The 21,813-nt window shown below is 40.6% G+C and carries 13 protein-coding genes; 10 read left to right on the forward strand and 3 right to left on the reverse strand.

Annotated features, from left to right (window positions below; translation table 11 throughout):
* Positions 1–52: 52 nt before the first annotated feature.
* The 9 genes from M23134_RS34415 (at position 53) to M23134_RS34455 (ending at position 17,393) form a co-directional block, all read left to right on the forward strand.
* Complete coding sequence (locus M23134_RS34415) at positions 53–1,795, forward strand: histidine kinase (protein ID WP_002704929.1); 1,743 nt, start codon at positions 53–55, stop codon at positions 1,793–1,795.
* Between the two features lie 342 nt (positions 1,796–2,137).
* Positions 2,138–2,836, forward strand: coding sequence for a LytR/AlgR family response regulator transcription factor (locus tag M23134_RS34420; RefSeq protein ID WP_002704932.1), 699 nt, complete (start codon positions 2,138–2,140; stop codon positions 2,834–2,836).
* A 159-nt stretch (positions 2,837–2,995) separates the two neighbouring features.
* Positions 2,996–4,180, forward strand: coding sequence for a D-alanine--D-alanine ligase family protein (locus M23134_RS34425; protein ID WP_002704935.1), 1,185 nt, complete (start codon positions 2,996–2,998; stop codon positions 4,178–4,180).
* 282 nt (positions 4,181–4,462) lie between these two features.
* On the forward strand, positions 4,463–6,442 hold the full coding sequence (locus M23134_RS34430) for an AIPR family protein (RefSeq protein WP_002704940.1): 1,980 nt from the start codon (positions 4,463–4,465) through the stop codon (positions 6,440–6,442).
* Between the two features lie 8 nt (positions 6,443–6,450).
* Positions 6,451–8,367, forward strand: a complete 1,917-nt coding sequence (locus M23134_RS34435) for a T9SS type A sorting domain-containing protein (RefSeq protein WP_002704942.1) — start codon at positions 6,451–6,453, stop codon at positions 8,365–8,367.
* A 179-nt stretch (positions 8,368–8,546) separates the two neighbouring features.
* On the forward strand, positions 8,547–8,846 hold the full coding sequence (locus tag M23134_RS34440; protein WP_002704944.1) for a rhodanese-like domain-containing protein: 300 nt from the start codon (positions 8,547–8,549) through the stop codon (positions 8,844–8,846).
* A gap of 449 nt (positions 8,847–9,295) precedes the next feature.
* Positions 9,296–12,100 (forward strand): TonB-dependent receptor, encoded by a 2,805-nt coding sequence (locus M23134_RS34445; protein ID WP_002704946.1) that lies wholly within the window; start codon positions 9,296–9,298, stop codon positions 12,098–12,100.
* Between the two features lie 87 nt (positions 12,101–12,187).
* Positions 12,188–13,366, forward strand: a complete 1,179-nt coding sequence (locus M23134_RS34450; protein ID WP_002704948.1) for a phytase — start codon at positions 12,188–12,190, stop codon at positions 13,364–13,366.
* A gap of 694 nt (positions 13,367–14,060) precedes the next feature.
* Entirely contained in the window at positions 14,061–17,393 is a 3,333-nt protein-coding gene (locus M23134_RS34455; RefSeq protein WP_157558795.1) for a SpoIIE family protein phosphatase, read from the forward strand.
* Between the two features lie 70 nt (positions 17,394–17,463).
* Here the strand turns inward: M23134_RS34455 and M23134_RS34460 are convergent, their stop codons facing one another.
* Positions 17,464–18,531 (reverse strand): hypothetical protein, encoded by a 1,068-nt coding sequence (locus M23134_RS34460; protein WP_002704952.1) that lies wholly within the window; start codon positions 18,529–18,531, stop codon positions 17,464–17,466.
* Between the two features lie 53 nt (positions 18,532–18,584).
* Here M23134_RS34460 and M23134_RS34465 point away from each other — a divergent pair, with 53 nt between their 5' ends.
* Complete coding sequence (locus M23134_RS34465; protein ID WP_002704954.1) at positions 18,585–18,887, forward strand: hypothetical protein; 303 nt, start codon at positions 18,585–18,587, stop codon at positions 18,885–18,887.
* A gap of 548 nt (positions 18,888–19,435) precedes the next feature.
* On the opposite strand, the gene M23134_RS34470 is transcribed toward M23134_RS34465, so the two are convergent.
* Both M23134_RS34470 and M23134_RS34475 read right to left on the reverse strand, forming a co-directional pair.
* Positions 19,436–19,861, reverse strand: coding sequence for a hypothetical protein (locus M23134_RS34470; RefSeq protein ID WP_002704956.1), 426 nt, complete (start codon positions 19,859–19,861; stop codon positions 19,436–19,438).
* Between the two features lie 424 nt (positions 19,862–20,285).
* On the reverse strand, positions 20,286–21,686 hold the full coding sequence (locus tag M23134_RS34475) for a hypothetical protein (protein ID WP_002704959.1): 1,401 nt from the start codon (positions 21,684–21,686) through the stop codon (positions 20,286–20,288).
* Positions 21,687–21,813 lie beyond the last annotated feature (127 nt).

A 21,813-nucleotide genomic window follows, 5' to 3' on the forward strand; every position in this document is an offset into this window, starting at 1 on the left:
GTATCTAAGGACTTGAGGCTGTAGAGACTACTGACCAAAGAATATTAAAAACATGAACTACCGCTTTTCTTACCTCTCGCTGGGTATGTTTGTGGCAAGTGTCTTCATTATTACGTTATTGTCGACGCTTAACCATGTACCAGCTACCTACAAAGCTACCGAGGTGCGGTTTTGTTATGGAGATTCGCTTGAGTGGAAAAATCCATCCTACTCTACAGCACATTGGCAACGTAATTTTTATGACTCTAGTGGGGTATTTTGGATCAGGTTGGTGGTGCATATCACCCAACCTCCCCAACGCTTCGAGCCGCAGGGTATCACTGTAGATTTTACGGGAATGTATGAGGTATATTGGGATGGGCAATTGTTGGGGCGTAACTATCACCCACACAAGGCTACTCAGCAAGTGCAATATGCCCCTTTACATGGCTTGTTTCTCATTCCCGATTCGTTGGGCAAAGCAGGCAGGCATCAAGTGGCTTTGCGGGTCAGGTATTTTAAAAATTATGGCAAAAGCCCCCACCTGCTAGAGAGCGATTATACCGATTTGAATGTGGGCAACTACCTGGCTTTGGCACAAGATAGCCTTGTCAGTACGGCGTATGTACACATCATAGCAGGAGTTTTTCTGGTCATTGGCTTATATTATTTTTTTATATTTATGGTAAGCAATCGCCACCTCCGTTTTTTGTTGTTTGCCATTATCTGTATGTCGTTTTTTGCCTTGCTTATAGTAGAGCATTTACGTTTTTATTACTATTATAACTTCACCTTTCACTATACCCGCCTGGTCATCATTGCCTTACTTACCCTGGGTATATCGGTATTGTTGCCCTTGTTTTTTATGCATCGGTTTCCGTTTAAGTACAAGCTGCGGGTGATTGGAGCAATGCTGGCAATGATTTTACCTATCTGGATTTTTGCCCAAGGCATAGACCCCAAGACAAGTTATACTATGTTGGTATCGTTTGGGGTGTCGTTGTTTTTGGTGTTGCGTGCCATGCAGCAACGCATCGAAGGCAGCACCGAGGCGTTGTTGGGCATTGTGGTCTTTTTCATTGCGTTTGTGTGGTTAGATAATTATGACCTGAAGTTGTTTCTAGGGTTTGGTTTCCTCATTATTTTTATGCTCTTATCATTGTCTATTCAAATGCGCAAACAGCGTCAAGAGTATGAAGCATCGTTGGTGCATTCGAGCCGACTAGAACTGGAGGTGCTGAAAAAAAATATCCAGCCTCATTTTCTGATGAACTCGCTGGCATCTATCATTGCCTGGATCGATGACGACCCAGCAGTAGGTACACGTTTTATTGCGGCACTTGCCGAAGAATTAGAGATTTTGATTGATGTATCGAGCAAAAAACTCATTCCGCTACAGCGGGAAGTAGAACTTTGTGAATCTTACCTTGAGGTAATGAGTTTGCGCAAAGAGGTAAATTATACCTTATATACAGTAGGGGTCAAGCCCGATGATTTGATCCCTCCAGCATTGATCCATACGGCTATAGAAAATGGCATTACACACAACCACGACAAAGATGGTAAAATGGCGTTTTATTTGAGCTTTGCACAAAACCGCTACCAAAGGCATTACACGCTGATGTCGGTAGGGGTACACCGAAAAACTGTGGCTAAAAAAACCGGGGGTACCGGACTAAAGTATATGGAGGCTCGTTTGCAGGAAAGTTTCCCAAACCGTTGGCAACTGTTGTCGAAACCGATTGAAGGAGGGTGGCAAACTGAGTTTTTTATTTATAATCGGGAGACGGGAGCTTCTACAGCCTCAAGTCCTTAGATGCCGATGCATATCGGTGCTTTTAGCAACAAGTCCTTAGATACCGATGTATATCGGTGCTTCAAGTTTGGGGCTGCTCTACAAGCAACTTTCAGGTTTGTAATACATTGATTTTTAACGGTTTATAACATCGGTAGATGGAAGGTTTCTACAGTCCCAAGTCCTTAGTGCTTTAAGCTACAAGTCATCAACTATCGATATGTATCAGTATCCAGGGGCTTGTCCCTAACTATAAAAGTGAAAATAAACAACCTTACAACCTTGACAACTACCCGCAGAACAGGTAGAAAGCTTGTGACTTGTCGCTTAAAGCTTGCCCCTGTGAGTACTACCAAATAATATATGAAAATACTCATTGTAGAAGACGAGGCTAAAATAGCCCAATACATAGAAAAGGCTACAGTAGCTATATTGGGCGATAAAGTAACCGCCACTAAGATTATTCCAGACTTGGTCAGCGCTTTGTACTACCTCGAAGCACATACTATAGACTTGCTGTTGTTAGACTTGAACCTGAACGGAGAGGATGGGTTTGATATTTTACAGCAGTTAGTAGCGACCTCTTTTCATACCATTATTATATCTGCCAATAAGCATCGGGCTATCGAAGCATTTGAACACGGCGTGCTTGACTTTATCCCCAAACCGTTTACCAAAGAAAGGCTCCAAAAGGCTTTTGAACGTTGGCACTTATCAGAAAAACGAGCGCCTCATCCTACCAAAAAGCTGGCGATCCGGTCTAAAGGAAAAATCAAATTGGTAGGCATAGACGAGGTATTGTATATAAAAGCTGCCAATGTGTATGCTACATTGCATTTGAAAAACGGCAGGCAAGAGTTACACGATAAGTCATTGGACAAATTGCAAATGATACTACCACCAGAGTTTATTCGTATTCATAAATCGTATATGGTAGACATTCATCAAATAAAAAATATTCTCATTCATCAAGGCAGTAAATATGAAGCCGTACTTGGCAACGAAGTCATTATTCCGATTGGGCGCACTTATTATAAACAGTTGAAAGAACAATGGAATTGATCGGTGACACAAGACGGTGGCAAGATGCCTGACTCTGAAGTTTTGACGGATGGATAGATACCCGCACAAAAAACTACGGACTGCCCACTCAAGAAAACTCCCAAAAGTTTTTAATTTTGCTGGATTGAATTAGCAACCTGATTTTTTAGATATAGAGAAATGAAAGCAAACATTGGTGTTTTTTTTGGCGGACGCTCGGTAGAGCACGAAATATCGGTTATTTCTGCTTTGCAGGCAATTCAGGCTATAGACCATAGCCGTTATGATGTAACGCCTATATACATAAGCAAAGCGGGGCAGTGGTATACTGGAGAGCAATTGTTGGATGTGGAGAATTACCGCAAACTGGATGAGTTGCTAAACAATAGCACCAAAATTATTATGTCACCCAACTTTGAAGATTACTCTTTTGTAGAAAGTGGAGCCAAGGGCTTGTTTAAAAAGCCATTGAAGGGTAAAATAGACATTGCTTTTCCGGTATTGCACGGGTCGTTTGGCGAAGATGGCGCCCTGCAAGGTTTGTTTGAACTGATGGGTATTCCTTACATTGGTTGCGATGTGTTGTCTTCGGCAGTAGGCATGGATAAAATAATGATGAAGATGGTACTAAAGGAATCGGGCTTGCCTGTAGTAAAATATGTGTGGTTTTATAGCAAAAACTGGCAACAAGATACTACCAGCCACATAGGCAAGGTAGAACAAACTTTGGGCTACCCGGTAATAGTAAAACCTGCCAACCTGGGCTCTAGTGTAGGGATAAAAAAAGCCGCCAATCGCGAAGAACTGGAAGAAGCCATTGACTATGCGGCGGGTTTTTCGCATAAGTTATTGGTAGAGCAAACTATAGTAGACCTTAAGGAGATTAACTGTTCGGTATTGGGCAATTATGAAAATGCGCAGGCGTCTACCTGTGAAGAACCTCTCATGAGTGGCGAGATATTGAGCTACCAGGACAAGTATGTCACCAAAGGCGGTAACAAAGGAATGAGTGGTACCAAACGCAAACTACCCGCCGAAATACCTACCGAAATGTCGGACAAAATACAACAGTTGGCAGTAGATACTTTTCAGGTTTTGGGCTGTGCTGGGGTATCACGCATCGACTTTTTGCTAGACCAAGCCACCAACGAGGTGTATGTAAACGAGATCAATACTATTCCGGGGTCGTTGTCTTTTTATTTGTGGGAAGCCACCGATAAAAACTTTGGGCAATTGGTGAATGATTTGATTGATACGGCCTTTAAAAACTACCGCGAAAAAAACAACCTCACGTTTAGCTACGAAGAAACCAACATATTTAGTATGAGCGGCAAAGGTGGAGGCATGAAGTTGTCAAAGAGTTAGTTTATCCCATGATTTTTGTCTACAAGGATGGTTTTTAAGCAAGGTGATGTTGTTTAAAAGCCATCCTTGTGTTGTTTTTATCTATAGGCCTGCTTTTTTCTCCACTTTCACCTCCTACTTCCCGTATAGAGGAAAAGTGCCAAGGCATTTATACAAGATAAAAAAACAATTATATTTGGAGCTTGCAAGTAATAGCAGTTTTATTATACTCGCTTTGCTAATAGTCTTATTGTTGCACAAAAGCGGTTTTTAATGCCGAATAAGTAAAAATCTTCAAATCAAATGTTAACATCTACGTTTTACAGGTTAATCAACGAAGAGCTAGAGCAAATTCTTGCCAAGCACCCCAACGATGAGGCGCTACACACTCACCGCAACCCAGAACAAAACAAGGGGTATGCTTTTTTGGTGTGGTTTTTAGATTTTTATGGGCAACAACCACTATACAATCGCTACATTACTGATGGCAAAGATGATAGCTCTTGTGATATTATTTTTTCGAATACTGATAGCCACGAGCAAACCATATTTTATGTGGTACAATCTAAATGGGTAAGCTTAAAGGTTAGTGAAGAAGGGAGACTTTTGCGCAAAAACAAGCCTATACAGGAATACCCAAAAATAAAAAAAGAAGAGTTCAACGCTGTTATATCTGATTTTGCTACGGTGGCAAGTGGTACCCGAAAACCTGGTAAAAATGAGAGCTTTAACAAAAAGTATGAAGAGTTAATCACCCATTTAGAACGCAACGGCAAAGCAAAATTTATCTTCTTTACTGCAGCTGATTATAACGAGACTATAGAAGATAATATGCAAGCTTTTAAGCAAGAGTATGCCCCTAATATTACTTTAGAGCTGATTGGTATTGATCGTATACGCCGCGATTATATAGAGTTTAAGTTTAAAGAAATTGTTGCCAACAACCCCCTGGAGTACACTTATAGCCCTGAAGACACCGACATTGTATTAGACATAGAACGCTACAAAAACGGAGGAAATCCTCTCGATGACAATGCTTATTTGTCTACCCGTGACATGCTTCAGTTTGAAGGCAGAACTCAAGCCTATATTTTTACGCTGAAGCCTAAAACCATTCATACACTTTTCAAAAAATATAAATTCAAGCTATTTTTTAAGAATGTACGCAACCCCTTGCACCGGTCTAATTACAATGAAAAAATAGTAGAGACTCTGCAACGTCGTCCCGACACTTTTTGGTATTTCAACAACGGCATTACTGCCATTACCAAGCGTATTCCTGATGTAGGCAAAAACGCGCAAACTCTTACGGTCAAAGGTCTACAAGTAATCAATGGAGCACAAACGGTCTATTCGGTATATCAAGCTTATGAAAATGCCAACCACGACCAACGCGAAATTATGGACACTGACGCCCGCATTTCGTTTCGGTTGATTCGCTCCAGTGACGAAGATTTCAACTTAGAAATCACTCGCTTTACCAATAGCCAAAATGCGATGGAACCCCGCGATTTTGTGGCAAACCTGGAAGAACAACGTCGTTTGCAGAATGAGTCTTTTAAGACAGCAGTTTGGTATGAAAAACGACGAAGTGAATTTAGACTAGAAGAAAAAAAACTTCAGGAATTAGGTATTAGAGTGTTACCAAATCGTTTTTTTGTAGAAAGCTATTTAGCCTTTTGTCTACAAAGACCTACAGATGCAGTGTTTAATTCTGACAAGTTTTTTATCAAGTCTGTAGGTACAGTTAAAGGTTTATATGATGATATTTTCAATGAGAAAACTTCTTTTGAAAACATGCTGGCAGCTGCTTTGATGTGGGAACAAATTGGTGACCATCAGGCTAGTGTAATAAACTCTCTTCTAAGTGGATTCTATATACTTCCCGAAGAGCAAAATATGGCGTTATATGTTCTGGCATTTTCTAGGGTTATCCTAAAAAAATATTTAGAGGCTACTTATCCAAACAAACTTATAAACATAGACCAGTTTATACTTAATAATGCCTTTACCAAAGCTACTCATTATGATATTATATTTAACGCTAATGCGTATGCCTGCTATAGATTTATAGGAAGAATTTATCTTTCTAATTTTGAAAATGTAAAATTACATGTAAAACAGCTTGTAAAGTCTAATACTTTCTATGAAGTATTGGTACACGAAGAAGAAAATAGTTCAATAGATTTAAAAGAGTTTGAAGAGGCTGCTAATAATTTAGACAAAATGATCAAATTAGCCCAAAGCATGCTTCCGACGAATAAAGAAAAAGATACAGAATAAAACCACCAATGAAAAAAAACACCCAAAATATACAAAGACATCGCCTGTGGATAGTATTATTACTAAGTATAAGCTGTATTGCCAATGGCTGGAGTCAGCTTACAGTAAAGCCTCATTACGCCTCAAGAGCAAGCAAAACCCAATTATCCAGGGCAAACTTGCGCACTACCCAAACTACCTTAACTTTGCCTTTTCTGGATGATTTTACCAGCAGCAAAAAAACCGATACGGTGTGGCAAAAAAATGTGGGGGTATTCATTAATAACACCCTGGGAATTAAACCTCCTACTATAGGAGTGGCAAGTTTTGACGGAGTAGACGGTAGCGGCATTCCTTACGATATTAGCAGCAGCACCAGCCAGGGGGGAGCCGATACGCTGGTGTCGTGCCCTATAGATTTATCAGTACAAACTCCCGCCGATAATATTTACCTGAGTTTTTATTGGCAGGCTCAAGGCTTGGGTGAGTTTCCCGACAATGAAGACTCCCTACAGCTACAGTTGAAAGATGTAAATGGCGATTGGGTAAGCATCTGGTCACAAATGGGGGGCGATAATCTCACCAATCTACCTACTGATTATACCAAACAGTTTAAACAAGAAATTTTCGCGATCAGCGACCCCAAGTATTTCCACAACAATTTTCAATTCAGGTTTATAGCCTTTGCCCGTACTTCGGGCAGCTATGATACCTGGAACCTTGACTATGTGTTTTTGGACAAAAACCGACACATCAACGACTTTGGGCAAAGCGACATTGTAATCAGTGAAGTGCCCAATTCGTTTTTAAAACGCTATAGTGCGATGCCGTTTAACCAATACCTGGCAAACGCAGCCGATGAAACAGCCGCTACCATTAGCACCAAAGCCACCAACCTCAACGGTTCGGGGTTTACCCTGCACAACTACGACTGTGTTTTAGAAGATACCCAGTCTAATGCTTTTATCAGTACTTTGGTGAGCGTAGTACCCGCTCCATTACTCAATGCAGGAGCTTCGCAGCAGATGGAGGCCAGTGTCAGCCCTTCATTGCTCGATCCTTTTAAAAATAATGCGGCCGGGGTAAAACTTAAATATACTTTTAGGTCTTATCTGGAGGCAAGCAATCGCAACGATATTGACCAAAACGATACAATTTCGCGGGTAACGGTTTTGACAGACTATTATGCGTATGACGATGGCTCAGCGGAGTTTTTGGCGGGGGTAAACCAAAACCGGGGGCAAGTAGCTTACCGTTATGTGGTAAATGAGCCAGATACATTGACCGATGTACAAATGTATGTGGCGCGCTTGAATAAAGACCTTACCGGACAAACTTTCATTTTTAAGGTATGGAACAACAAAAACGGCAAACCTGACTCGGTTTTGTTACAAAAAATTGTAAGCGTTACTGATATTTATGCGCCTAATATCAATGAGTTTGTAAGCGTAAAAGCAGCCCTTGAAAAAGCTTTTGATAAGTTTATACCAATCAAGGTAACTGATACCGTGTTTGTGGGCTGGCAACAAACTAACGACGATATGTTAACGGTAGGACTGGATAAAAATACCGAATCGTCAGATCAGATTTATTCTAACCTCTTGGGCGAATGGATTCAAAATACCGATTCGCTGGGTAGCCTGATGGTGCGCCCGGTGTTTGGTAAAGCAGAGGTGGTAGGACTTGCCCCCAAAATAGACCCCAAACAAGTAAACATTTACCCTAACCCCAATCACCAGGGCAGGTTGCATATAGAGGGTTTGGTGCTTAAGCAAATACACGTACTTACGCTACAGGGGCAAGTAGTGAAAACACTTTTACTCAAGCAAAATACTTCGCAAAGGTATGTGATGGATATTGACGATTTGCCCCCAGGCACTTATTTGTTGCATTGCCGCGATCACCGAAACCGGGCAGTGGCAAAAAGGGTTGTGATTTTGAAGTAATCCGTCTATTTTTGATTTTCAATAAGACTTAGTAAATGAAGGATGGTTTAAAATAAACTGTTTGCTTTGGATAAGAGATTGCCCTTGAGATAAGTTAGTTTTGGGTCAAGGGGGTAAAACATCTGCTCCAGAAGTGAAGCGTTATTTTTTGTCCACCCTTTTTAAACAGACAAAAAATTATGGATGATATCAGAGTAAACGAACTGAAAGAGCGTATGGCCAAGGGCGAAAGCTTACACATTGTAGATGTACGCGAAGACTGGGAACATGAAGAAGCCAATATCGAAGGCAGTACTTTGATTCCCCTGGGTGACTTGCCTACCCGTTTGAGCGAGCTGGATAACCTGAAGGGTGAAGAGGTAATTGTACATTGCAAGTCGGGCGGACGCAGCGGACGTGCCAAGCAATATATGACAGGGCAGGGCTTTAGCAAGGTACGCAACCTACTGGGCGGAATGGACGAGTTTTCGCAATCATAAACTCCAGCGCCTGGTATAACAATCATACAACCCACTTGACAAGTACCCAACTACTTGTTCAGTGGGTTTTGTCTATTTTATGCTGTTGTTTACTTGTACTTTGTTACGTTGGCATACGCAACCGAGAGCAAACAACCAAAGCCAGCCACCCACAACTAGCCCCTCCAATACTTGCATAATTGCTTTTTGAGCCATCAAATCACTTAAGCTTACCTTACTACACAATTATATAAAATACTGCATTGATATACGGTACGCTAATTCATAAACTATTCACAAACAATGCTTTATAATATTAATTAATTGTTATTGTTGCCTTTCTGTATACGGTGGTTTTCTCCGTTGTTGCCTTTTTGCTGCCTTTCAAAAATTGCAATTTGCCTACATCTCCTCCTTTATTTGTGCATCATTTTTTTTGATACAAAAATATAAAACCCGAAAACAAGGAAATGAAAAAGCTACTTTTACTAAATGTGCTATTACTGATAGCCACACTTTTTTGTGGCCACGCCTGGGCACAAAAAGGTGCCATAAGCGGTAAAATTACCGATGAAGACAACTTGTCTTTGCCGGGGGCAAGCATTTATATAGAGTCTTTGATGCTGGGTACAGCCTCTGACAATGCAGGGCACTTTGTATTGCTCAACGTGCCTGCGGGCAACCACACTGTAACGGTGTCTTATATAGGTTATGAGTCCGTTACCCAACAAATAAACGTCACTGCTGGACAAACTGCGTCGCTGGGGCGCCTATCAATGAAAGCCAGGGTAAGCGTAGGGCAAGAGGTAGTGATTATGGGCGATCGCCTTAAGGGGCAAGCCAAAGCCTTGAATCAGCAACGCTCTAACTATAACATTACCAATATAGTGGCTGCCGATCAGATTGGGCGTTTTCCTGATGCCAATATTGGCGATGCTATGAAGCGTATTCCTGGAATAACTATGCAAAACGATCAGGGCGAAGCGCGCGATATCATCATTCGTGGTTTGGCGCCTCAGCTCAACTCAGTAATGCTCAATGGGGTACGTATTCCTTCGGCAGAAGGCAACAACCGTCGGGTACAAATGGATTTGATTCCGGCAGATATGATTCAAACCATTGAGGTAAGTAAAGCCGTAACTCCTGATATGGACGGTGATGCCATTGGAGGAGCCGTAAACCTGGTAACACGTGCAGCACCTAATGGATTGCGTATTTCAGGTACACTAGCCAGTGGCTATAACTTTTTGTCTGAAAAACCTATCTGGACAGGTTCTTTGATCGTGGGTAACCGTTTCTTCAAAAATAAATTGGGGGTGATATTGAGTGCTTCGTACAACGATCATAACTTTGGTTCGGACAATATAGAGGCAGAGTGGGAAAAAACGGACAACGGTGAAGACTACCTGGCTGAGTTTCAACAACGAACTTATGATGTACAACGCATTCGCCGCAGCACCTCGTTGGCACTGGATTATAAGATTGCTCCTAACCACACCATTTTCCTCAAAGGAATTTACAACTGGCGCGATGACTGGGAAAACCGCTACCGTGCTGATGTAGCCATTGACCCTGAACTAGACGCTAATGGCAACATGACAGGAATGTATACCGCAAGGTTTAGAAAACAAACCAAAGGGGGAATCAACAACGACCGGGTGCAAAACCGTCGTTTGGAAGACCAGCGTCAGGCAAGCCTGATGTTGTCGGGGCAGCACTTATTGGGCAGCAAGGTAAAGCTTACCTGGGATGCCTCTGTATCGCGGGCTTCGGAGCAACGCCCCCACGAACGTTATATTCGCTATGAGGTAGAAGACGTAATGGTGAATGTAGATGTGACCAACCCTCGTTTTCCGATTAGTACTCCAATGAATGCGGGCGACTTGACCCCTGGTCGCTATCAGTTTAACGAAATGCTGGAAGAAAACCAGTTTACTTACCAAAACGATGTAGCGGGTAGAATAGACCTTGAGTTGCCCATATTATCGGGAGCCAACCAAAGTAGTTTGAAGGTAGGGGCAAGGTTTCGTAACAAAGAAAAAGTAAGGGACAACCGCTTTGATGAGTACGAAGCAAGGGTAGCAGGTTTTGAAACAATGAACGACGCTAATGTGATTGATGTGACCCGTGATTTTTTGGCGGGTGAGCAATACAAGGCGGGCTTGTATACTTCGCCTGAGTATTTGGGGAGCTTAAACCTGTACAACACAGCCTTGTTTGACCGTACCGATAAATTGGACGAGTATGTACCAGGCAATTACCGCTCTATCGAAAACATTACAGCGGGTTACTTGATGTATACCCAAAATATTGGGCGCAAATTTTCTTTCATTGCCGGGTTAAGGGTAGAAAACACGAGCCTTACGAGCAAAGGCTTTGAGATTGATGTAGAAACTGCTTCGTCAGAGGCAGACATCAGAGAGGTAAACGGTTCGCAAAACTACACCAACTACATGCCTGCGCTGCACTTGCGTTATAACTTATCTAAACACACCATTTTCAGAGCTGCCTGGACCAATACCATTGCCCGTCCTAACTTCTTTGACCTGGTGCCTTACCGCGAAATCAACTCAGACGACAATGCCTTGACTATTGGCAACCCATTGCTTAACCCTACTACATCTATGAACTTTGACTTTATGGCAGAGCACTACTTCAAGTCTATTGGTTTGGTATCGGGTGGGGTATTTTATAAAGACATCAAAAACTTTATTTATACTCAAGAGCTAAGTAACTACAACGACCCGGTAAGCGGGCAAACGTTTGAGGACTTCACCAAGCCGTTGAATGGCAACAGTGCTACCTTGTTGGGCTTTGAGGTAAGTTTCCAGCGTCAGCTTGATTTTTTGCCTGGTGTGCTCAAAGGCTTGGGAGTGTATGTAAACTATACTTATAACCAGTCTACTACCGAAGGTTTTGGTGGTGACAATCGCACCGCCGATGTAAGGCTACCTGGTACCTCGCCTCACATGGTAAATGCCTCACTTTCGTTTGAAACCAAAAGGTTGGTATTGCGGGCTTCGTTCAACTTTGCCGATTCGTATATAGATGAGTTGGGCAAGAGTGCTTATTATGACCGCTACTATGACCGCCAAATGTTTGTAGATTTGAATGGTTCTTATGCGTTTACCCAAAAGCTACGTTTCTTCTTTGAGGTAAACAACCTGACCAACCAACCATTGCGTTACTTCCAGGGAAGAAGCGACCGCACCATGCAAGCCGAATGGTACAATGTACGCTTCAGTGCTGGGCTTAAGTTTGATTTGTATAAATAATTTGAAAAGCAACAAGTAGTAAGCCACAAGCGACAAGTACTTACTTTACTTGTCGCTTGTGGCTTATACCTATCTCCTTTTTTAGATATGAAAATAACCAAAAACATTTACCTTGCCTGCATTACCGGGGCTATGCTCACGCTCAATGCCTGCAACAGTAACACCAAAAACGAGCAACAAGAGGCAAGTAACCCTGATACAGAAAACAATGTACAGAAGGTTCATAACACCCCAGAAATGTCAACTGATGAGATGCCTACAGTGTTGGCAGACCTGGAAACCCAGCCTGTGCGTTCGGCAAAAGATGCTGCTGATGACCCCGCAGTATGGGTGCACCCCAACAACAGTGGTGAGAGCATCATTATAGGTACCAACAAAAAAAAGGGGTTGGCGGTGTATGACCTGGCTGGCAAAGAATTGTTTTTTTATCCGGTGGGCAAAATTAACAATGTAGACGTGCGCTATGGGTTTCCTTTGGCAGGAAAAAAAGTAGACATTGTAGCAGGAAGCAACCGCAGCAAAAACAGTGTAGGAGTTTGGAAGGTAAACCCTGAAACCAAAGAACTGGAAGAAGTACTGGCACGTGAACTACCCTCTAAGGTAGAAGAGGTATATGGCTTTTGTTTGTACAAAAGTGCCCAAACCCAACAGTTTTACGCCTTTGTGGTGAGTAAAACCGGGCAAGTAGAACAGTGGGAATTGTTTGACAAGGCGGGCAAAATAGATGGTAAAATTGTACGCTCTTTTAAACTGGAAACTCAAGCCGAAGGAATGGTGGCGGATGATGAGTTAGGGTTTTTGTACGTTGCCGAAGAAACCAAGGGCGTTTGGAAATACAACGCCGAACCAGGTACTTCTCAAGGAAAACTGATTGTCGACCTTGCCAACCAACCCCAACTTGCCGAAGACCTCGAGGGGTTGACTATTTATTATGCTGCCAACAAAAAAGGCTACTTGATAGCCTCTAGCCAAGGCAATAATAGTTATGCCGTGTTTGACCGGGGCGAAGGCAATGCTTACCTGGGCAGCTTTCGCATTGGCAACAGCGACAAGATAGATGGTACCTCTGACACTGACGGCATAGACGTGGTGAGCTTTGGTTTGGGTAAGCAGTTTCCCAATGGTTTTTTTATTGCCCAAGATGGCACCAATGACGAGGCAGACGGCAAAGCCAATCAAAATTTTAAGGTAGTTGCCTGGGACAAGATTGTGCAATCTTCGAAAGGTAAGTTTATGTTGGACAATAAACAAAACCCACGAAAGTAAGAACTATTGGTTGCTAACTGCTTAACTTGAAATGGTCACGCAAGAAATTGCCTGACCATTTTCTTTAGTGTACCTGGGTAGTGTCTGTTGAATCGTGTTTCTTGAAAAGTCCTGATAATCAGTGAATTAAAGGCTGTAAGTGAGATTTTGTGAACGCTGTCCTTTGATGCTTATAAAGCCCCATGTTTTGTTGGGTAAGCAAAGCTTGTCTTGTAAAGATCGGAGACTTCTTTTGACGCCTCAATTTCAAGTGAACCTTCAGAAGATTTAAAGTAGCGGGATAATATATGAATACTTAAGGGAGCAAACTCTGTGAAACTGACAAACCAATATTTACAGATAGAACAGGCGGTGTAAAGAATGAAAATGCGCCTATTTTGTGTGGTGCAGTCTTTTTTAACAACATAGTTTAGGCTTTGTATGTTGTCAATATATGCTTGGTTTCGCTAAAATGGTGATATTAAAACGGGTGCCAGGTGGAGCAGACCCACGCGATGATATGGTGGTTTTAGATATTTAGCCAGAGTAGCCTTTTATAAGTGTTTATTTTGTATATTACTTTACTGCTAATGATAAAGATTGAACGATAATTTATTTCCAGATTTCTACCAGCTTGTAAGGACGTCAATGAAGACGATGATGGATAAATCCTTTGTGTAAGTATCCTTTGAAAAAAACTTACTGGTTTACTACTATGATGAAATACTTCTTACTGGCAAGCATTTTATTTGTGAGCACTATTGCCCCCCTTTGGGCACAAATCCCTTATGTGACCAAACACTTACCCAAACATTATGGAGGAGGAGGTCAAAGCTGGAGAGCAACACAAGGTAAGCAAGGGCTGATATACATAGCCGACAATGTAGGTGTATTGCAATATGATGGGGTACAATGGCATAAGTTCTCCTTAAATATTAATGAGCAGGCTACTGCGGTTAGGTCTCATAATGATACTCTTTTTGTGGGAACACACAACGGTATTGGTTATTTGGGGTATGATTCTACCCGGAAAAACCGTCGATATGTATCGCTGATGCATTTGATCCCACCCAAACAAAGAAAAAATGGAAGGGTTGACGATATTTTACCCTTAGACAAAGGAGTCGCTTTTATGAATTCACGTGGGTTTGTTTGGGTTTATCAACAGGGTAAATGCACTTATGTGAACTATCAGGACTTGGCTATGTATGATCAAGGGCAACCTACACTGCTTGCCAAAAGTCCTAAGCGCTGGTTATACTTTAACCAACATTTATATGTAGTAGTTGGACAGTCCTTGTTTGTGTGGAATGGAGCCAAGTTCACGAAGACTGACGAATTGCAAGGTTTTAAGTATCTTGCAAACATCGCAATCATAAAAAATTATAGGAAAGATACCTTATTAGCTTACGATCATAAAATCAGGCAGATGCGCTGGCTCTATTTGCAAAAAGGGAAGTTTAAGGCAACAAAAGTATTTCAGACTCAACTGGACACGATGTTTGCCAAAAAACACCTCAAGGATAGGCATTTTAAGGTGTTAGAAAGTGGAATGATTGCCTTATCAGACTATCATAACCTTCGAGTATTGGATAAAAATGGTCAAATACAACGTATGATCAAAGCCCGCCAAGACATCCCTACTATTTCTATTTATAGTTTTATGGAAGACAAACAAGGTAACTTGTGGACCATGGGTGAACAGGGCATTGGGCAAGTGCATAACCAGAGCCCATGTTCGTTTTGGGATACAAGGCATGGAGTTTCTTCTGAGACTACCTTTAGTGTAATATATGACCACCAAACTCTTTATGTCGGAACCAGCAAGAAGCTTTTACATTTAAACAAACAAGGGTATTTTGAAAAAATAAAAGAGGTGGCTGATAGACGGGGGTGGGTTTCAGGTTTTTTGAAACATCAGGGGCAATTGTATGCCGTAGGACTAGAAGATGTTTATGAAGTACATAACGGACAAGTTAAGCCACTAGTCAAGCAATTTCAAGCCACCACATTGACTGCCTTTAAAAGTGACTCTTCTAAACTATTATTAGGCACCTATCAGCAAGGATTGTTTTTGATGACTCACAAACAGGAACGGTGGACAAAACAAAAGGTGAAAGGCTATAAAATATCGCCAAGAATATACACCATTAAAGAAGGCAAAGATGAAAGCCTGTGGACAGTCGATACGCGTTTTGGTGTGTTTAGGGTATGGCTCAATGCTGCCAAAGACAGTGTAATCAAACAAGTACATTATACCACTCAAGACGGGTTGCCTTCCAATGCGCTCAATTTTGTTTTTCAACTTAGAAATGGTCAGTTGGTTTTTGGTACAAGCAGTGGCATATATGCCTTTGATCAGGCAAAAGAGTATTTTTACCCTCACCCTGTATTGAACCCTTACGTAAAAGGCAAACAGGTATATCACCTCTATGAAACCCAACAAGGGCATATTTTTGTACAGATGGAAGACGAAAGTACGATTGAACTGGTGATGTTAAAAATGACTGAAAACAAGGGATATGCTTTCGTTAAAAAAACATTTATGGATGTTCAAATCTCCTCTGATAAAGAATATTTAACTATTGCAGAAAAAGATGGACAGTATGTTATAAACAAAGGCACAAGCTTGGTAGTATACAATGCTTCATGGCCCACGCAACAGGCACTTGCCTACCCTGCCATTATTCGCAAAGTAACCATTAATAATGATTCTTTGCTGTTCAATGAAAACAATCTGCGGGCGGTTTCGCTTCATTATGAATTCAATACGCTTCGGTTCGACTATGTGGCGCTGTTTTATGCGTATAGCCATAAAAATCAATACCAGTTTAGACTCAAAGGTTTTCAGGACAAGTGGTCGTCCTGGAGCAGAGAGCGCCATGCCAACTTTACCAACTTACCTGAAGGCAAATACCTGTTTGAAGTAAGGGCTAAAAACGTCTATGGTGACTTAAGCCAAACCGCCCGCTTTAGTTTTCAGATTGAGCCGCCTTGGTACCGTACCTGGTGGGCTTATGTGCTGTATGTGAGTAGTACTATACTATTGATGCTGGTTGTGTTGCGCCTTAACTCCCGGAGGTTGATTAAACAAAAAGAACGGTTGGAGCACAAGGTACAAGAACGTACTATAGCGCTTAGGCAGAAGCAAGAAAAAGTGAGTCAGCAAAATGAAGAACTTCAACAACAGCAAGAAGAAATTTCTATGCAAAACAAAGAACTTCAACAACAGCAAGAGGAGATTACAGCTCAACGTGATGCCATAGAGCAAAAAAATATCCAAGTAAGAAAGAGTATTGAAGCCGCCAAACTTATCCAAGACGCCATATTACCTTTTGAGGACAGAATGCAAGAAATATTTCAGCATTACTTTGTACTTTTCCGCCCTCGCGACATTGTATCAGGTGATTTTTATTGGGTAGACAGAACCAAAGATGGGAGGGATATAAGATTAGTTGCTGCTGTGGATTGTACTGGGCATGGGGTACCAGGGGCTTTTATGAGCATGATGGGCTATGCTTTACTCAATGAAATTGTGCATCAAAAAAACATTACCCGACCTGCTTCAATATTAGAGTGCCTTCGCACCAATTTAAAACACGCGCTGAAGCGAGAAAAAACTGGCAATCAATCAGGAATGGACCTGGGGTTGTGCAGTATTCAATACCTACCCAATGACACTGTCGAGGTGGCGTTTGCGGGTGCCAAGTGTCCTATGTATTACTTTAGGAAAGCGTCTCAAGAACTGTGTGAACTAAAAGGCAGCCGAATATCTATTGGGATACGGCGAAGAAAGCCTCGAAACTTTGAAGAGCACAGCTTGATTTTACAACCAGGCGATTTAATATTTTTAAGTACTGATGGATATTGTGACCAGAACAATGCGGCAAGAAAAAGACTGGGCTCACAGTGTTTTCAAGAATTACTGGCTTCACAGGCACACCAACCACTGCCCCAACAAAAAAAAGCCTTGGAACACGCCCTGGAAACTTATACAACAGGCACAGAGCAACGTGATGATATTTTGGTGATTGGGGTGAGGCTATAGGGGTTGTTTTAACGCTACTTGCCTTTCATTATGCCAAGCTTCTTGACCCAGTAAAGAAGGCAAAACACCCTTACCCACCCAATAAATCCTTCTCCAAAACTCTCCCCAACTTGTATGCTTTTTGTGCCATAAACGAATATATCTTAGGATAATCACGTTTTATTTCTTTGAGGTCTTCGGGCGTTTTTATACGTTCTTTCATTTTTGCGATATACTCAGGGTATTCGCTCAAAGTGAGGTTTTTATTGATGTTGTAAGCATACGCCATGAGTTTGACAAGTGATGCTTCTTGATCTAGGTATAACTTTTCTTCCAAAGGTATATGACTCCATAAATCTTCGTGATATTGAGCTATGCAAAGTGCTATTTCTTCTGGAGTATGATGCATTAAAATCTCATCATCATCATCATCTGACAAATTACTTACTCCACCTTTTGCCAATACATAACTAGCCAAGCCCAATATTTTAAGGGCAAAACTACTGGATTTTCCCACTTCTAAGCTATGTTCATCGAGTATGTCAATGGCTGATTGTTGTGTTCTTGCATGATTGGTAGCGCATGGATCTAACTTTTTCAACCAATCATATTTTTCCATGTACTCATCAAGGTACATGCTCAACACTTTTAATACATTGACTGCACAGTGAACAGCCTCATACAAGCCCGCTTCACGTATCGTCTGTACTCCCCATTGTTGCTTTGTGTTTTTTGCTCCTGCTTTTAAGTTATTTAAGGCAGCACTATCTCCAAAAAAATCTGCATATTGTATGAGGGCTTTCCGCTCATCCATAATTATTTGATAGGAAAGACTTATTAAGTGTCCTGCAAAGGCTTTGTTTTGATAACCACGCGGTGTTTCTGGGAGAGTATTACTCCAATTGATTACAAATATTCTCCTATAAAACTCAAGAGTATTTTGTTGGGGTAAATTCGCCAATTCGTCGTGAAGATGTTTGTGTGCATACGTTATAATTAAACTGTTTTCCCGAATATCTTTCCAGTCTGTAATAATAACAAAGTCTTTAGTGTGTTTTACATGTTTTAGCAGTTTCTCTGCAAATGCCTTGTATTGGTTAGCACCAAAATACTTGGGGTTGTCTTTGTGATGCAAAAAATCTATTTTGTCTAGGCTCATATTTTATTTATATCTTCAAAATCATTATATTTAGTAGAATAATTATAAATGCCATGGATAAAGAAACCTCATTACCTTTTTGGAAAGATATTGATGTTAGTTTTATGGATATTGATTATGTATACAAGCAAATTGAAAGTACTCGTAAAACAATCGAAGAAACTGACGAAAAAATAAAAGCCATACAAAATGATATTCAGTTACCTAACAAACAAACGTCCCCTTTAGACTACCAAGAAATTGAATTATTTATGAAGTTTAAAGATAGTTTAAATAACCAAATCAAATCTAATATTAATCATATCAAGTTTTTAAAAGAAGTAATTAAAGAGTTCACAAAAAAACAGAAGTTATGATTGAGAAGTATCAGGCTGAATTAGGCTGTTCTCGAGAATATGTTCTTGAATTTATTCATACTATTCCTCAATTGGACCAGGTTTATGGCTTGCTTAAAGAGAAGACATAACAATGTTAGTTGCATCCTGCCTGATGCGCATTTTAATGCATGTCAATTTTCTATGAACATTTTCAATGCAGGGCTTGAATATTACCTGACTCGCCCGTTTCTCGCACCGAAAGTATAAGTATTTATATGTTTGCGCCAGCCAAGACCAAAACAAAAATCCACGCTGTTTTAAGTGTTCCTTTAGGGCACTTGAAACTTATGGATAAAAAGAAGTCTCCGATCTTTACAAGACAGGCTTTCTAGCCAAATGGCTCAATAGATTTGAAATATTACCGAGCTTTGCATTCGCAAACAAGTCTGGAGATTTGTATTCATTTAAATTTTTAAGTCTCCTAAATGAGGACTTTTAACAACCAACCTCGATTATAGCGCCTGGGGGTGATTATTAATAACACATTGTCCAGGGCTTAAAAGAACGGGTACCCTCAGAACTTTAGCTCATCCATAAAAATATTTATTCTTCCATATATATTTGGCGTTTGTATGACAAGCATCTTTTATAACAAACTCAAGCGGCTTTTTTAACGAATCAAAGGAATTGTTCCAATCTTCAAGGATAGCTTGAAAGTCCACCTCTGGTCTATTCTTTTTAAAGAAAACAATTCCTGCCTCATTTGTTGTCATAAATACTCGTAAATATTGGTCTTCGGTAACCTCTGTCCTCTCAAACCTTAAGTCTAGAAAACCTGTTTTCACTACCACTAATTTTATAGGGTACCTGGGGTTAAACAGTTCTATGTTTTCACTATAAAACTCTTGGTACAAGGCTTTAAAATCACTCTCCAAATCTTCTATTTTGGATAAGTTAAATTTTAGACCGATCAAATTTTTTAGCGTTATTTCGGAAAAAGTTGTTTTATCCATTGTTTTTATCTGAGTGAACTTGTTTAGTATCTTGCAAGACTTCCCCAATTAAAAGTGAGTGTTTTCCTACTTGGCGTACTGAGGTTAGTTAAACTAGAAGTTGCTGTATACATAGTGTCATATAGTAGTTTTAATTCCTGTTTTGCTTGCCCGAAAACTGCATTAGATAAGCCCGCAGCAAATAGGCGTGCATTAAAGCGCCTAAGCCTTGGGTAAGGCGCTTGAAACTAAAAGTAGCATCAACGCAAGGGATGTCCTGGCTCTAGTGCACTGGAAACTAAATTCCTACCACATTATTCGGAGTCTTTAGCCCACTGGCTTTACTTAAAAAAGCTTGCATAGCTATGTTTGCGCCTCGCCTGACTGCATTATTCACCCACATTCTATCCCCAGTGCACTAGGTGGGAATAACGTTTTTTTGTGGCTAACTATAACTCACCTCTACAATAAACAAGCTATCAGCTCCCATGACTGGAATATAGAGTTTTTGCTTGTTTTCATCATAATGCCATTGGTGGGCAGGTGCTACCCAAGATTCTACTTTTTCTTGTTCGTCCTCCAAAAATAAAGCTTGGTGAGGCGATTTTGCCCGCCAAGCTTCAAAATTTGCACGCCAGACTTGAATGGCTTGCTCATATTGGGAAGAACTTGGGTTGATAAAATCGGAAGCCTTAGGCTTGTTTGGTTTTTCAGGTGATGGTTGAATTACAGGAAAAGCTTCAAGTGGAGGGATACTGAAAAAGATTTGTCCAGAAGGTTTATATGCAATAAAAAAAGGTGAATAATTACCTCTCCCTGAGAAGTAAAATTTTTGATCTTGATCTATATATACCAAATCCCAATAATATTTACGGTAACCTTCTGGGTCAGATGGAAAAAGCTTATGCTGTTTTTCTACTAGTTCAATAGGTATTTTAAAGGAAAATATTTGCTTCGGTCTTTTTTCTCCAAATTTCCATTGTTCTACTGTAATTACGTGAGGAGTTTTTGAGTTGACAGGGCGAGATATATAAATATAGTTTTGAGATGGTTCTACAACGATATTGCTGACTTCTTCTAAGGTTGGCTCAAAGACTGCATACTGGTAAATATATTCATAATTTAACCCTGTATTTATATTAAACTCCACAGAGTTTTGTTGGTACCCCAAAGGTATTTCGTTTGTCGGTAATGCCTCCAGGATTGTTTGAATAGATGTTTCTTGCGACTTGTAAGACAAACAATTTCCTGTCAAATCAAAGGAATATTCATCTATTTTTGTGGTAGGTTTCTTAAATACCCTATTAAAGTATCCAGGGGGTTTGTTACCTATAGGGCGTTCAATACTATTTTGAAAATCTATTGGACTATATTGAATATCTAGGGCTTGTATTCCTTTTATATGAACTAATTGTGTTTTGAGGTCTATCCAAGCATCCAGTTGTGAATAATTTATGTCTTTTTCTGACTGAACTAGCTTAATCTCTTTAAGTTGGTTAGTTGCCAAGTAGTAAACATATAACCTGTTACTATTCACCAAATAAGGGTGGTTTTCTTTTTGAACAGTATAACGAATGCAACTTGTGTCATAAAATATAAGCAAGTACTCAGGAAGGTAATAACGAATATGGGGAGCTATGAGTTTTTTGTTTGCATAGGCTGTATTGTAATAGTGGTTGAAATCATCTTTTGTGTAAAGTTTCTCTGGTTCGTTGCTTAACACCAACATGTCCTCATCAAATACAATTAAGTCAAAAAAACGCTGTAAACCTTTGTGCGGATGCCAGCCCCAAGGAATTTCAGCTAGTAAGTTATAATATTTTATGTCGCTATTGCTTTGTTCCATATGTAATGTTTTTCTTAACAGGTTCGATATCTGGGTATATTGATTTCCCTTTTTGATTCATGTAATCACATATTTCTTCTACGTTGTGCCAAGTCTTCCACAGGAGACTTAAAAGAGCGGGTGCTGG

Origin of the sequence: Microscilla marina ATCC 23134, from assembly GCF_000169175.1 — a bacterium.
In the GTDB taxonomy this organism is placed as follows: Bacteria; Bacteroidota; Bacteroidia; order Cytophagales; family Microscillaceae; genus Microscilla; species Microscilla marina.